Source organism: Microbacterium sp. zg-B96, assembly GCF_030246865.1.
In the GTDB taxonomy this organism is placed as follows: domain Bacteria; phylum Actinomycetota; class Actinomycetes; order Actinomycetales; family Microbacteriaceae; genus Microbacterium.
On record NZ_CP126738.1, the window covers coordinates 931,271 to 945,805 of the forward strand.

The 14,535-nt window shown below is 70.6% G+C and carries 12 protein-coding genes; 10 read left to right on the forward strand and 2 right to left on the reverse strand.

What is annotated here, in order from left to right:
• Positions 1–8 precede the first annotated feature (8 nt).
• The 10 genes from argS (at position 9) to QNO11_RS04205 (ending at position 12,931) form a co-directional block, all read left to right on the forward strand.
• Positions 9–1,676, forward strand: coding sequence for an arginine--tRNA ligase (argS, locus tag QNO11_RS04160; protein ID WP_257509470.1), 1,668 nt, complete (start codon positions 9–11; stop codon positions 1,674–1,676).
• A 1-nt stretch (position 1,677) separates the two neighbouring features.
• Entirely contained in the window at positions 1,678–2,514 is an 837-nt protein-coding gene (locus QNO11_RS04165) for an LmeA family phospholipid-binding protein (protein WP_257509471.1), read from the forward strand.
• Positions 2,515–2,668: 154 nt separating this feature from the next.
• Positions 2,669–4,081, forward strand: a complete 1,413-nt coding sequence (gene lysA, locus QNO11_RS04170) for a diaminopimelate decarboxylase (RefSeq protein ID WP_257509472.1) — start codon at positions 2,669–2,671, stop codon at positions 4,079–4,081.
• Complete coding sequence (locus QNO11_RS04175; RefSeq protein WP_257509473.1) at positions 4,078–5,427, forward strand: homoserine dehydrogenase; 1,350 nt, start codon at positions 4,078–4,080, stop codon at positions 5,425–5,427. Before lysA ends, QNO11_RS04175 begins: the two co-directional genes overlap by 4 nt.
• 1 nt (position 5,428) lies before the next feature.
• On the forward strand, positions 5,429–6,514 hold the full coding sequence (gene thrC / locus QNO11_RS04180) for a threonine synthase (protein ID WP_257509474.1): 1,086 nt from the start codon (positions 5,429–5,431) through the stop codon (positions 6,512–6,514).
• Positions 6,511–7,479: a homoserine kinase gene (thrB, locus tag QNO11_RS04185; RefSeq protein WP_257509475.1), complete on the forward strand. Its 969-nt coding sequence runs from the start codon at positions 6,511–6,513 to the stop codon at positions 7,477–7,479. Before thrC ends, thrB begins: the two co-directional genes overlap by 4 nt.
• Positions 7,480–7,646: 167 nt before the next feature.
• Positions 7,647–9,827, forward strand: coding sequence for a transcription termination factor Rho (rho, locus tag QNO11_RS04190; RefSeq protein WP_441338259.1), 2,181 nt, complete (start codon positions 7,647–7,649; stop codon positions 9,825–9,827).
• A 26-nt stretch (positions 9,828–9,853) separates the two neighbouring features.
• The gene (prfA, locus tag QNO11_RS04195; RefSeq protein WP_257509477.1) at positions 9,854–10,933 is read left to right on the forward strand and encodes a peptide chain release factor 1; all 1,080 of its coding nucleotides are present in this window, start codon (positions 9,854–9,856) and stop codon (positions 10,931–10,933) included.
• Between the two features lie 27 nt (positions 10,934–10,960).
• The gene (locus QNO11_RS04200) at positions 10,961–11,371 is read left to right on the forward strand and encodes a hypothetical protein (RefSeq protein ID WP_257509478.1); all 411 of its coding nucleotides are present in this window, start codon (positions 10,961–10,963) and stop codon (positions 11,369–11,371) included.
• 216 nt (positions 11,372–11,587) lie between these two features.
• A complete protein-coding gene (locus QNO11_RS04205) occupies positions 11,588–12,931 on the forward strand; it encodes an HNH endonuclease signature motif containing protein (protein WP_285169734.1) in 1,344 nt (447 codons plus the stop codon).
• Positions 12,932–12,965: 34 nt separating this feature from the next.
• Here QNO11_RS04205 and epsC read toward each other — a convergent pair whose 3' ends face one another.
• Together epsC and cysK are read right to left on the reverse strand one after the other, a co-directional pair.
• Positions 12,966–13,559 (reverse strand): serine O-acetyltransferase EpsC, encoded by a 594-nt coding sequence (epsC, locus tag QNO11_RS04210; protein ID WP_285169735.1) that lies wholly within the window; start codon positions 13,557–13,559, stop codon positions 12,966–12,968.
• Positions 13,556–14,509, reverse strand: coding sequence for a cysteine synthase A (gene cysK / locus QNO11_RS04215; protein ID WP_257509479.1), 954 nt, complete (start codon positions 14,507–14,509; stop codon positions 13,556–13,558). The genes epsC and cysK overlap by 4 nt, the downstream gene beginning before the upstream one ends.
• Positions 14,510–14,535: the final 26 nt, after the last annotated feature.

The window sequence follows — 14,535 nt, forward strand, 5'->3', positions numbered from 1 at the left end:
GACGGGCTATGGATCCTGAAGCCCTCTCCACCCTGCTGCTCGACGTCGTCCGCCCGCTTGCCGAGGCGCGACGCCAGGGCGCCACCGAGGGGCTGACGCCGGCGGATCTGCCGCTGGACCGGCCGAAGAACCGCGACCACGGTGACTGGGCCTCCAATGCCGCGCTGAAGCTGGCCAAGGCCGTGGGCGCGAACCCCCGCGAGTTCGCCGCCGAGATCGCCGACGCACTGCGCTGCGCCCCCGGCATCGCGTCGGTAGAAGTCGCCGGACCCGGCTTCATCAACATCCGGCTGGATGCCGCCACCGCCGGTGCCCTGGCCCGGACCATCGTCGACGCCGGTGCCGCCTTCGGCAGCAACGACAGCCAACACGGCAACACGATCAACCTCGAGTTCGTCAGCGCCAACCCCACCGGCCCCCTGCACATCGGTCACACCCGCTGGGCCGCCCTGGGCGACGCGATCGCCCGCCTGCTGCTGGCCAGCGGGGCGACCCTGGTGCGCGAGTTCTACATCAACGACGCCGGCGCCCAGATGGACCGCTTCGGCCACTCTGTGCTCGCCGGGATCAAGGGGGAGCCGACACCGGACGGCGGCTACGCCGGTGCCTACATCGACGAACTCGCCCGCCGCGTCCACGCCGCCGAACCCGGCATCTTGGACCTTCCTGCCGACGAGCAGCTGGTGACGGCGCGCGACCGCGCCTATGAGCTGCAGCTGGGCGAGCTGCAGGCGTCGCTGGCGGCATTCAACGTGCACTTCGACGTGTTCTTCAGCGAGCGGGTGCTGCACGCCGCCGGCAGCGACGGTCGGCCGAGCCTGGTCGAAGAGGCGGTGGACCGCCTTCGGGCCCAGGGTCACGTGTTCGACGAGGAAGGCGCGGTGTGGGTGCGCACCACCGACTTCGGCGACGACAAGGACCGCGTCATCCGCCGCTCCAACGGCGAGTTCACGTACTTCGCCGCCGATGCGGCGTACTACCTCAACAAGAGCGACCGCGGCTTCAAGCACAAGATCTACCTGCTCGGCGCCGACCACCACGGCTACGTGCATCGCCTCAAGGCGCTCGCCGGTGCCGCCGGGGACGACCCCGAGAAGGACATCGAGGTGCTCATCGGCCAGTTGGTGTCGATCAACGGCGCCCGGCTGTCCAAGCGCGCCGGCAACATCATCGAGCTCGACGACCTGCGGGAGTGGCTCGGCACCGACGCGCTGCGGTACTCGCTGGCGCGCTACCCGGCCGACTCGCCGCTGACGCTGGACCCCGAGATCCTGCGCAAGCGCACCAACGACAACCCGGTGTTCTACGTGCAGTACGCCCACGCCCGCACCCACAACGTGGCCCGCAACGCCGCCGATTCGGGCGTGGACCGCTCGGCGTTCGCGCCGGAGCTGCTCGACCATGAGACCGAGTCGGCGCTGCTGGGGGCGCTGCAGGAGTTCCCCCGCACGGTGGCGTTCGCGGCGGAGGTGCGCGAGCCCCACCGCGTGGCCCGCTACCTCGAGGAGCTGGCGAGCCTGTACCACCGCTGGTACGACAACTGCCGTGTCATCCCGCTCGGCGACGACCCGGTGACCGATCTGCACCGCACGCGCCTGTGGCTCAACGACGCCACCGGGCAGGTGCTGCGAAACGGTCTGGATCTGCTCGGCGTGAGCGCGCCCGAGCGGATGTGACGTGACCGGCGACACGCACCCCACCCAGCCGCTGCCCGACCCGGCAGCGCAGTGGGTGCTGTCGCAGCCCGATGCCGCGCCGCGCCGCCGGCGCCGCTGGCTGCCGTGGCTGATCGCCGGGGTGATCGTGGTGGTCCTGGCGATCGTCGCGTGGTTCGCCGCCGAGGCGATCGCCCGCAACCTGGTCGTGACCACGGTGCGCCAGCAGATCATCTCGACACTGTCGCTGCCGGAGGACCAGCAGATCGACGTTCAACTCACCGGCGCGGTGATCCCGCAGCTCATCGGCGGGTCACTGAGCAGCATCCGCATCGCCACGGACGACGTCGAGCTCGGCCAGTTCGCCGGTGACGTCGCCGTCGAAGCACACGACGTGCCGGTGCGCGGCGACGGCCCGATATCGGCTGGACGGGCGACCGTGACGGTCGACCAGGCCCAGCTGCAGCGCCTGATGACGGCCGTCGACGGGTTTCCGGTCGACTCGCTCGGCATCGCCGAGCCCGACATCACCGCCTCGATGGACCTGATGCTGTTCGGCGCGACGATCCCGGTGGGGCTGTCGCTGACGCCCAGCGCCGACGAGGGTCAGCTCGTGCTGACGCCGTCGGGGATCCGGATCGCCGGCTCGGACATCACCGCCGACGAACTGCGCCGCCAGTTCGGCATCGTCTCCAATGCCGTGCTGCGCGACTGGCCGGTGTGCATCGCCGAGCACCTGCCGGCCGGGCTCACTCTCACCGATGTCACGGTCGACGGCGACGTGCTGCGCGCCCGGTTCGACATCGCCGACGCGATCCTGGTCGATCCTGCGCTGCAGGCGGACGGCACGTGCGCCTGAGCGGCATCCGCACCCGCGCCGACATGCGCACGATCTGCCGCGAGGTGGTGGCCTAGACTGCTTGCAACGTCGGCTCGTGAGTGATCCGCCCGACGTCCTGCCGCTGATCCGCCAGGGTCGGTTCCCCTGCAACCCCACCCGATTGGTCCGCTGAGTGTCCGCCTCACCCGCCCGCCCGTCCGTTCCCGAGTGGCTCGTGAAACCGGATGCCGCCGATGCGCTCATCGACGGGCTGTGGCCCGCCTCCGCCGCCCGCGGCGATGACGGCGTGGTGCGGATCGCCGGTGTGCCGGTGACGCAGCTGCAGGAGCAGTTCGGCACCCCGCTGTACGTCTTCGACGAGGCCGAGGTGCGCGCCCGCGCGCGCCGCGCCCGCGCCGCGTTCGACGCGGCGGCCGCCGCTCATGGCACCACCGCCCACGTCTACTTCGCGGGCAAGGCGTTCCTGTCCACCGAGGTGGTGCGCTGGGTGACCCAGGAGGGGCTCGGCGTGGACGTGGCCACCGGCGGCGAACTGGCCGTCGCTCTCGCCGGCGGTGCGGACCCGAAGCGCATCGGGTTCCACGGCAACAACAAGAGCACCGCCGAGATCGCCCGCGCCGTCGAGGTCGGCGTCGGATCGATCATCGTCGACAGCGACATCGAGATCACCCGGGTCGCTGCAGCCGCCGCCGCGCGCGGCGTCGTGCAGCCGGTGCGGGTGCGGGTCAACAGCGGCGTGCACGCCGAGACGCATGACTTCCTCGCCACGGCGCACGAGGACCAGAAATTCGGCTTCCCGCTCGGGCGCGCCGCCGACGTCGTCGCGCGCATCCGCGAATTGCCGAGCCTGGACTTCGGCGGGCTGCACTGCCACATCGGCTCCCAGATCTTCGGGACGGCGGGCTTCCGCGAATCAGCCGCGCGCCTGGTCGAGGTGCACGCGCAGCTGCTGGCCGGTGGCGCGGTGCCCGAGCTCAACCTCGGCGGCGGCTTCGGCATCGCCTACACCGCAGCAGATGACCCCACGCCCATCGAAGAGCTGGCCGACGGCATCGTCACCGCCGTCGCGGACGAGTGCGCCGCACGCGGCATCCCGATCCCGGTCGTCGCCTTCGAACCGGGCCGCGCGATCGTCGGCACCGCGGGCATCACCCTCTACGAGGTCGGCACGGTCAAGCCGGTGCAGGCCAGCGAGGAACTGCAGCGGCTGTACGTCAGCGTCGACGGCGGCATGAGCGACAACGCCCGGCCCGCGCTGTACGGCGCGCACTATTCCGCCCGTGTCGTCTCCCGCAGCAGCGCTGCCGACCCGATCCTCGCGCGCGTCGTGGGCAAGCACTGCGAATCAGGCGACGTCGTCGTCGATGCCGAGTATCTGCCGGCAGACGTCGCCCCGGGTGACCTGCTGGCCGTCCCGGCGACGGGCGCCTACTGCTTCTCGCTCGCGAGCAACTACAACTACGTGCCCCGCCCGCCCGTGGTGGCAGTCGCCGACGGCTCGGCCCGCGTGATCGTGCGCGGCGAGACGATCGACGACCTGCTGTCGCGCGATGCGGGGGTCACACCGACGGAGGGAACTGCATGACCGACTACCGCCGCCTGCGCGTTGCACTGCTGGGAGCGGGCGCTGTGGGCTCGCAGGTCGCCGGCCTGCTGCTCAAGCACGGCGACGAACTCGCCGACCGCGCCGGTGCCTCGCTGGAGCTGGCGGGCATCGCCGTGCGCGACCTGGACGCGCAGCGCGACGTCGATCTGCCGCGGGAGCTGTTCACCACCGACCCGGAGTCGCTCATCGTCAGCAGCGACATCGTCATCGAACTGATCGGCGGCATCGAGCCCGCCCGCACGCACATCCTGCAGGCGATCAACTCGGGCGCCGACGTCGTCACGGGCAACAAGGCACTGCTGGCCACACACGGTCCGGAGATCTTCGACACCGCGGACCAGGTGGGCGCGTCGGTGTACTACGAGGCCGCCGTCGCCGGTGCCATCCCGATCATCCGGCCGCTGCGCGACTCCCTCGCCGGCGACCGAGTGCACCGCATCATGGGCATCGTCAACGGCACCACCAACTACATCCTCGACCGGATGGACACCGAGGGCGCCGAGTTCGAGGACGTGCTCGCCCAGGCGCAGGCGCTCGGCTACGCCGAAGCCGACCCGACCGCCGACATCGAGGGCTACGACGCCGCCCAGAAGGCCGCGATCCTCGCCAGCCTGGCGTTTCACACCGCCGTCCCACTGGACGCGGTGCACCGCGAGGGCATCGTCGGCATCGACAAGCCGATGATGGATGCCGCCCGCCACGCGGGCTACGTCATCAAGATGCTCGCGGTGTGCGAGCGTCTGGAGGGCGAGGCCGACGCATCGCCGACCGGCGAAGCCATCTCGGTGCGGGTGTACCCGGCACTGGTGCCTCGCACGCATCCGCTGGCGACCGTGCACGGGGCGAACAACGCCGTGTTCGTGCAGGCCGAGGCCGCCGGGGACCTCATGTTCTACGGCGCCGGCGCCGGCGGCGTGCAGACCGCATCCGCCGTGCTCGGCGACGTCGTCTCTGCCGCCCGCCGTCACATCGCCGGCGGCGTCGGGGTGGGGGAGTCCACCCGCGCGAACCTCCCGGTCGTGGCGATCGGCCGGGTCACCACCCGCTACCAAATCACCCTCGAGGTCGACGACCTGCCGGGTGTGCTGGCGACCATCGCCGGCATCCTCAGCGAAGGCCGCGTATCGATCGCGACCGTCGAGCAGAACATCCTCACCGGGGCCGACCCAGCCGTCCCCGGAGCGGAACACGAGACCGGCGTCGCCCGTCTCGTCATCGGAACTCACACGGCACGTGAGCAGGACCTGAGCGAGACGGTCGACCGCCTCGCTGCGAGCGGCGTGGTCGAACGCGTCGTGTCCGTGCTGCGCGTGGAAGGAGACTGACATGGCACACCTCTGGCGCGGAGTACTCCGCGAATACGCCGACCGCCTCGGGGTCACCGACGCCTCGACGGTGGTCACCCTCGGTGAGGGCGGCACGCCGCTGCTGCCCGCTCCGGCGCTGTCGCAGATGACCGGCGCGGACGTCTGGGTGAAGTACGAGGGCATGAACCCGACCGGGTCGTTCAAAGACCGCGGCATGACCGTCGCGCTCTCGCGAGCGGTCGAGCACGGCGCGAAAGCGGTCATCTGCGCGTCGACGGGCAACACCTCCGCCTCCGCCGCCGCCTACGCCGCGCACGCCGGCATCACCGCCGCCGTGCTGGTGCCCGAGGGCAAGATCGCGATGGGCAAGCTCAGCCAGGCCGTCGCGCACAACGGGCGGCTCATCCAGATCCGCGGCAACTTCGACGACTGCCTCGAGATCGCCCGGGAGCTGGCAGACCACTACCCGGTGCACCTGGTCAACTCGGTCAACCCCGACCGCATCGACGGGCAGAAGACCGCCGCGTACGAGATCGTCTCGCAGCTGGGCGATGCGCCCGATTTCCACTTCATCCCGGTCGGCAACGCCGGCAACTACACCGCCTACTCGCGCGGCTACCGGGAGGAGGCCGCGCGCGGCGCGTCCACCCGCGTGCCCCGCATGTTCGGCTTCCAGGCCGAAGGCTCCGCACCACTGGTGCGAGGTGAGATCGTGAAGAACCCCGAGACGGTGGCCAGCGCCATCCGCATCGGCAACCCGGCATCGTGGGAGCTCGCCCTCGAGGCGCGCGAAGCGACCGACGGCTGGTTCGGTGCCATCGACGACGAGCGGATCCTGGCGGCGCAGAAGCTGCTGGCATCCACTGTCGGCGTCTTCGTCGAGCCCGCCTCCGCGATCAGCGTCGCCGGGCTCCTCGACCGCGCCGCCGCCGGGGTCGTCCCCGCCGGCGCTCGCGTCGTGCTCACCGTGACCGGCCACGGCCTGAAGGACCCGCAGTGGGCGCTGCGGGCCGCCGACGGCTCGCAGGTCACCCCGACCGTCGTGGACGCGACCACGAGCGAGGTGGCGTCGGTGCTGGGCCTGGCGGTAGGGGCCACCGCGTGACCACACCTTCACCGACCGGGGCGTCGGCTTCCCCGTCGGGGGAGTCGCGCACCGTCGCCGTGCGGGTGCCGGCCACCAGCGCCAACCTCGGACCGGGCTTCGACACGCTCGGGCTCGCGCTCAGTGTCTACGACGAACTGACCGTGACGGCGCTGCCTGCCGGTGAGCTGGACATCGAGGTGACCGGCGCGGGTGCCGAAGACGTGCCGCGCGACGGCTCGCACCTGGTCATCCGCGCCATGGCGTATGCGTACGAAGCGTGCGGACGGCGGATGCCGGGCGTGCGGCTGCGCGCCCACAACGTCATTCCGCACGGCCGCGGGATGGGTTCCTCCGGCGCTGCGGTCGTGGCGGGCCTGCTCTCGGCGAAGGGACTGCTCGCCGGCGACGTCGAGCTCGGCCCCGACACCCTGCTGCGCCTGGCGACCGAGCTCGAGGGTCACCCCGACAACGTCGCGCCGGCCCTGTTCGGCGGCCTGACGATCGCGTGGCTGGACGAGTCGGGTCCGCAGCACAAGAAGCTGATCGTGCACCGGGGCGTGGCGCCCCTCGTCCTTGTGCCGGAGTTCACCATGTCGACCTCGCTGGCACGCAGCCTGCAGCCGCTGCAGGTGCCGCGAGAGGATGCCGTCTTCAATGTGTCGCGCTCGGCGCTGCTGATCGCGGCGCTCACGCAGAGCCCCGAGCTGATGCTGGCAGCCACTGAGGACAAGCTGCACCAGTCGTACCGGGCGCAGGCCATGCCCGAGACCGATCGGCTCGTGCGGGCGCTGCGCGCCGAGGGGTTCGCTGCCGTCGTATCGGGTGCGGGGCCCAGTGTGCTCGTGCTCGCAGACGGCCCGGGTGGGCGTCTGCAGGCCGCCGATATCGCCGCCCGCGCGACGGACACTCCGTGGGAGCCCCTCATGCTCGCCGTCGATGTCAAGGGTGGTACAGTGAGGGACCATACGGAGGGTTCCACGTAACCCGTGAATCTGGCCTCCGTCGCAATTCTGCGAACTGCCGCATCCATCCCGATCTGATCGCGCTGCGCCGGTCCCCGAGCCCATCGAGGGGAACGGACGCCCGAACGCGACGATCGAACGCGATCCGGCATATCCATTCACACGCAAAGGGAGAACTCGTGGAGTCCATCTCCGAGATCCACACCGACGGCGACACCGAGCGCGACAACGCGCCGGTCGACGAGACCGTCACCACAGCATCCGCCGCGGCGGACGCTCCGGACGAGGCGCCCGTCGCCGAGGACGCGGCGGCCGACGAGTCGGCCGAGGCGCCCCCGGAGGGCGAGCCCGCGCCGAGCGAACAGACGCCTGCCGAGGCCGAGATCGCCGCTGTCGTCGATTCCATCGCCGCCACCGAGGCACCAGCCGCCGAGGCCGTCGCAGAGAAGCCGGTCAAAGCGCCGCGCAAGCGCGCACCTCGCCGGGCAAAGAGCTCCGACATCGTCGAGAAGCCCGCTGAGGCGCCGGTCGAGGCTGCCGCTGAGGCGCCGGTCGAGGCATCCGCTGATGCACCGGTCGAGGCTGCCGCTGACGCACCGGTCGAGGCTGCCGCTGACGCACCGGTCGAGGCACCTGCTGACGCACCGGTCGAGGCATCCGCTGACGCACCGGTCGAGGCATCTGCTGACGCACCGGTCGAGGCGCCTGCCGCCGACGCCGTGAGCGACGACAAGCCCACCACGGGCCGTGGCCGAGGCGCCGGCCGTGGCCGGGGCGCCGGTCGCGACAAGGCTCCCGAGGTCGACAAGACCGCCGAGGCAGACAAGCCCGCCGAGGCCGAGACGGCCGCTGAAGGCGACGCGCAGGGCGAGGGCCGCGGCAACGCCGCCGGTCGTGGCGCTGCCGCCGAGGGCGACGAGTCCGCCGAGGGCGAGACTCCTTCGCGCAGCCGCAGCCGTTCGCGCAGCCGCAGCCGCAACCGCAACAAGGACGGCGCGACGGGCACCCAGGGCGGCCAGAACGCTCAGGCTGTCCAGAGCACGCCGGACGTCGCCGAGAAGCCGCAGCCTGCCGAGTCCGATGACGAGTCGGGCCAGGGCGCCGGCCGTGGCCGCCAGCGCAACAAGCGCCGCCCGCAGGGTGGCACCGGCGACGAGTTCGACACCGAGATCGGCGAGGACGACATCCTCATCCCGATCGCCGGCATCCTCGACGTGCTCGACAACTACGCTTTCGTGCGCACCACCGGTTACCTTCCCGGCACCAGTGACGTCTACGTCTCGCTCGGCCAGGTGAAGAAGTACAACCTGCGCAAGGGTGACGCCGTCGTCGGCGCGATCAAGCAGCCGCGCGAGAACGAGCAGTCCGGTCGCCAGAAGTACAACGCGCTGGTCAAGGTGGATTCGGTCAACGGCCTGTCCGTCGAGGATGCCGCCAACCGTGTCGAGTTCGGCAAGCTCACCCCGCTGTACCCCCAGGAGCGCCTGCGCCTGGAGACTGCGCCGGAGAAGCTGACCCAGCGCATCATCGATCTGGTCGCACCCATCGGCAAGGGCCAGCGCGGCCTGATCGTCGCGCCCCCCAAGGCGGGCAAGACGATCGTGCTGCAGCAGATCGCCAACGCCATCGCGACGAACAACCCCGAAGTGCACCTGATGGTCGTGCTCGTGGACGAGCGGCCCGAAGAGGTCACCGACATGCAGCGCACCGTCAAGGGCGAGGTCATCGCGTCGACCTTCGACCGTCCGGCAGAGGACCACACCACCGTCGCCGAGCTCGCCATCGAGCGTGCCAAGCGCCTCGTGGAGCTCGGTCGCGACGTCGTGGTGCTCTTGGACTCGATCACGCGTCTGGGTCGTGCCTACAACATCACCGCTCCCACATCCGGCCGCGTTCTCACCGGTGGCGTCGACGCGTCGGCGTTGTACCCGCCGAAGCGCTTCTTCGGAGCCGCGCGCAACATCGAAAACGGCGGATCGCTCACGATCCTTGCCACGGCGCTCGTGGAGACCGGGTCCAAGATGGATGAGGTCATCTTCGAGGAGTTCAAGGGCACCGGCAACAGCGAACTGCGCCTGAGCCGCCAGCTGGCGGACAAGCGCATCTTCCCGGCCGTCGACGTCAACGCGTCGAGCACGCGCCGCGAAGAGATGCTGCTCTCGGCCGACGAGGTCAAGATCACGTGGAAGCTGCGCCGCGCCCTCGCCGGGCTCGACACGCAGCAGGCGCTGGAGGTCGTGCTCGGCAAGCTCCGCGAGACGCAGTCCAACGTCGAGTTCCTCGTGCAGATGCAGAAGTCGATGCCCGCGCCCAGCCGTGACGGTAACGCCGCCGGCAACAGCAACGCGCACGACAACAGCATCCGCTGAGCGGGACCCGAGTGTCCGACGCCGGCATGTTCGAGTCCGTCCGCGGGCTGATCGACGAGCACCGCGCGGTGCAGGAGGAACTCTCCGACCCCGCGGTGCACGCCGATGCCGCGCGCGCCAAGCGCGTGAACCGTCGGTATGCCGAGCTTTCGCGCATCGTCGCGGCCCACGATGCGTGGGTCGCGGCGGCGGATGACCTCGAGGCCGCGCGCGAGCTGGCCAAGGAGGACACCGCCTTCGCGGAAGAGGTGCCCGCGCTGGAGGAACAGGTCGCGACCGCTCAGGAGCGGTTGCGGCGCCTGCTCATCCCGCGCGACCCCGACGACGCCCGTGACGTGATCATGGAGATCAAGCAGGGCGAGGGCGGCGCTGAGAGCGCGCTCTTCGCGGCTGATCTGCTGCGGATGTACATGCAGTACGCGGCATCCAAAGGGTGGAAGACCGAGCTGCTGGAGCGCAACGAGTCCGACCTGGGTGGCTACAAGGACGTCCAGGTGGCGATCAAGGGCTCCTCGAGCGACCCCGCGCAGGGCGTCTGGGCGCACCTGAAGTACGAAGGCGGCGTGCACCGCGTGCAGCGGGTGCCGGCGACGGAGTCGCAGGGGCGCATCCACACCTCCACCACCGGCGTGCTGGTGTTCCCCGAGGTCGACGAGCCCGAAGAGATCCACATCGATCCGAACGACCTGAAGATCGACGTGTTCCGCTCCTCGGGCCCCGGCGGCCAGTCGGTCAACACGACCGACTCCGCGGTGCGCATCACGCACGTGCCGACCGGCATCGTCGTGTCGATGCAGAACGAGAAGTCGCAGCTGCAGAACCGGGAAGCCGGCATGCGAGTGCTGCGCGCCCGGCTGCTGGCTCGCCAGCAGGAGGAACGCGACGCCGCGGCATCCGATGCCCGCCGCTCGCAGATCCGCGGCATGGATCGCTCGGAGCGCATCCGCACCTACAACTTCCCCGAGAACCGCATCGCCGACCACCGCACCGGGTACAAGGCCTACAACCTCGACCAGGTGATGGACGGCGCTCTGGAGCCGATCATCGAGTCGGCGATCGCCGCCGACGAAGAAGCGCAGCTGGCGGCCCTCGGCTCCGACGCGTAACGCGTCCTCGCGCGCTATGGTCGGCGCATGATCATGTTCCTGCTGCGCGCGCTGATCTTCCTGGCATCTGCGGCGCTCGGCCTCATCGTCGCCGATCTGATCCTCAGCGGTTTCCAGATCGACTGGTCCGACTGGTGGGGGTTCGTGCTGTGCATCGTGATCTTCGCGATCCTGCAGAGCGTGCTTGCGCCGTGGATCGCCAAGATCGCCCGCCGGTACGCGCCGGCGCTGCTGGGCGGCATCGGCATCATCTCCACGCTCGTGGCGCTGCTGATCGTGGTGCTGCTGCCCATCGGTGGGCTGCGGATCACCAACGCGCTGTCGTGGGTGTTGGCGCCGGTGGTGGTGTGGGTGGTCACGGCGGTAGCGACCGTGTTGCTGCCGATGGTGTTCATCCGGCGGAAGGTCGATGAGCGCCGCGACGAGCGCCGCGCGTAGCGGCCGCCGCGGGCGCGTAACTCAGGAAGAACGGGATCCCGGCCGGGGTTTCAGGATGCCGGGGCTCGGTTCTTCCTGAGTCATCGTCCGGCGCGGTGGGGTGGGGATCGGTGGCGTTTCCTCCCCGGGCGGGGATGTGGTGAGTTATTCACAACCCCAGGTCAGGCGTTGTTTCCGCGGCCGTCAATGTCGGAGGGGGTCGGCAGGATTGGGGGTATGAACACCTCCCCGACCACCACCGCCCCGACGGCTCTGCTGTCGCATGAGCAGGTGATCTCCGGGCTGGAGGAGGTGCGGCGGCGTCGGGCGCAGGCGGATGCCGACGAGGTGTGGTTCCTGTCGCAGGCGGAGGCTGTTGCGGAGGTGGAGACCGCCCGCATCCCGTCCAGTGACGGTCGGGAGCGGGAGATGCCGTTGCGGTCGATGGCGGCGGAAGTCGGCGCGGTGCTGCGTCGCTCGGACCACGGCATGCGCAACCGGATGCACGACGCCACCGTGCTGGTGACCGAGTTCGCTGCCACGTTCACTGCGCTGCGGGAGGATCGCATCGACCGAGTCCACGTCCGGATCATCCAGGATGCTGGCGCCCGGATCACCGACCCCGACGCGCGGGCCCGGTTCGAGCAAGCCGCGCTGGTGGTGTGCGAGAACGACACTCCGGGACGGGCGAAGCCACTCGTGCTGATGCTGGCGCAGCGACTGAACCCGGTGCCGCTGGAAGAGCGGCACAAGGAGGCCGCGGCGGGCCGGCGGGTGTGGGTGCGGGACCTGGACGACGGGATGGCCGAACTCGCGGCCCTGCTGCCGGCGGAGCTGGCGTACGCGATCCGGGACCGGCTGAACCAGCAGGCACGCCAGGTCGCCGACGCCCACCGCGCCGCGGCCGAAGCCGAAGCCGAAGCCGAAGCCGAAGCGATCGCGGCAGAGATCCTCGCGACCGACACCCGCACGATGGACCAGATCCGCGCCGACGTGCTCACCGACCTGCTGCTCACCGGGCACGCCACCGCACCCGAGGCAACCGGGGCGATCCCGGAGGGCACGGCGATCGTCGCGCAGGTCCAGGTGGTGATCCCTGCCAACACGCTCGTCGGGATCGGCGACGAGCCCGCCGAGCTGGTCGGATACGGGCCCATCAGCCGCGACACCGCCAGGCGCCTCGCCGCGACCGCGGAGATCTGGGAGCGGCTGTTCACCTCCCCGGCCAGTGGGGCGGTGGAGCAGGTGCTCACCTACCGGCCGACCCGGGAGATGCGCAGACACCTCGACGCGAGGGACGAGCACTGCCGGTTCCTGGGGTGTCGAAGATCGGCCCGTCAGTGCGACCTCGACCACACCCACGACGCGGCGCTGGGTGGGCCGACCTGCCTCACGAATCTGGCGAATCTGTGCCCGGGTCGACATCATCCGGTCAAGCACGGCACCGCGTGGAGCGTGGTGCAGAAAGCCGACGGCATCCTGGAATGGACCAGCCCCACTGGCCGGGTGTACACCGACATCCCCCGCCGGGTGCTGGAATTCATGGCCCTGGCCGCCATCGAAGAACCCGCACCGTTCTGACAGGTGTCAGCCGGCGGCCCGCGCCGAGACGAAGCTAGATGATGTACTCCGGCGCGGTCAGCGACGCGCGGGTCTCCTCGCCGGTGGCACGCTGACGCGCCTTCGCGGGTACCCCCACCAGCACGCTGTCGCCCGGGGCGTCCTTGGTGACGACGGCATTCGCACCGATCGTCGTGCCGGCGCCGATGCGGATGGGGCCGAGCACCTGGGCGCCCGCGCCGACGACCACGCGGTCCTCGAGGGTGGGATGCCGCTTGCCGCCGCTGCGGGTGCGCCCGCCGAGGGTGACCCCGTGGTACAGCATGACGTCGTCGCCGACCTCGGCGGTCTCACCGATGACCACGCCCATGCCGTGGTCGATGAAGAAGCGGCGCCCGATGACGGCGCCGGGGTGGATCTCGACGCCGGTGAGCCAGCGCGAGATCTGCGAAATGGCGCGGGCGGGGAAGCGTGCCCCCCGCACCCAGAGGGCATGGGCGACGCGGTACGACCACACCGCGTGCAGGCCGGGGTAGAGCAGGGCGATCTCCACGCCGCCGCGCGCGGCGGGATCGCGCAGCTTCGCTGCCGCCACGTCCTCCCGGGCGCGCGAGAAGAGGGTTGCGGCACCACGCAGCACACCGCTCACGCGCGGGGCTCCTCGTCCTCGCGCAGGTGCGCGTACAGGGCCGTGGAAAGGTAGCGCTCACCGGCATCCGGCACGATCACCACGATGCGCTTCCCGGCCGCCTCGGGGCGGGCGGCGATCTGCAGTGCCGCCCATACCGCGGCGCCTGCCGACATGCCGCCGAGGATGCCCTCGTCGGTGGCGAGCGAGCGGGCGGTGCGGATGGCGTCGTCGAACTCGACGTCGAAGATCTCGTCGACCACCGAGCGGTCCAGCACGTCCGGCACGAAGTTCGGTCCGATGCCCTGAATGCGGTGGCCGCCTGCGCGACCCTCGCTGAGCACGGGGGAGTCCTTCGGCTCCACGAGCACCACCTGCACGTCGGGATTGCGTTCCTTCAGCACCTGGCCGACACCGGTGATGGTGCCGCCGGTTCCCGAACCGGCGACGAACCAGTCGACGTGGCCGTCGGTGTCACGCCAGATCTCCTCCGCCGTCGTGCGACGGTGGATCGCCGGGTTCGCCTCGTGCTCGAACTGCCGGGCCAGGATCGCCCCCGGCGTCTCGGCCGCGATGCGCCGTGCGGTCTCGACCGCCTCGGCCATGCCCTTGTGCGGGTCGGTGAGCACGAGCTCGGCGCCGTATGCCTTCAGCAGCAGGCGCCGCTCCTTCGACATCGAGGCGGGCATCGTGAGGATGACCCGGTAACCGCGGGCGGCGCCGATGAGAGCCAGCGAGATGCCGGTGTTGCCGCTGGTGGACTCCACGATCGTGCCGCCCGGCTGCAGTTCACCCGACTCCTCGGCCGCCTCGACAAGGGCGTAGCCGAGCCGGTCCTTCACGCTCGAACCCGGGTTGTAGAACTCGAGCTTGGCGAGCACCTCCGCGGCGAGCCCCGCCGTGAGCGCGTTGAGACGCACGAGCGGGGTCTGGCCGAAGGCGGTGGTGATGTCGGGATGGATGCCGGGCACGCGTATCTGCTTTCTTGGGGGGTGAA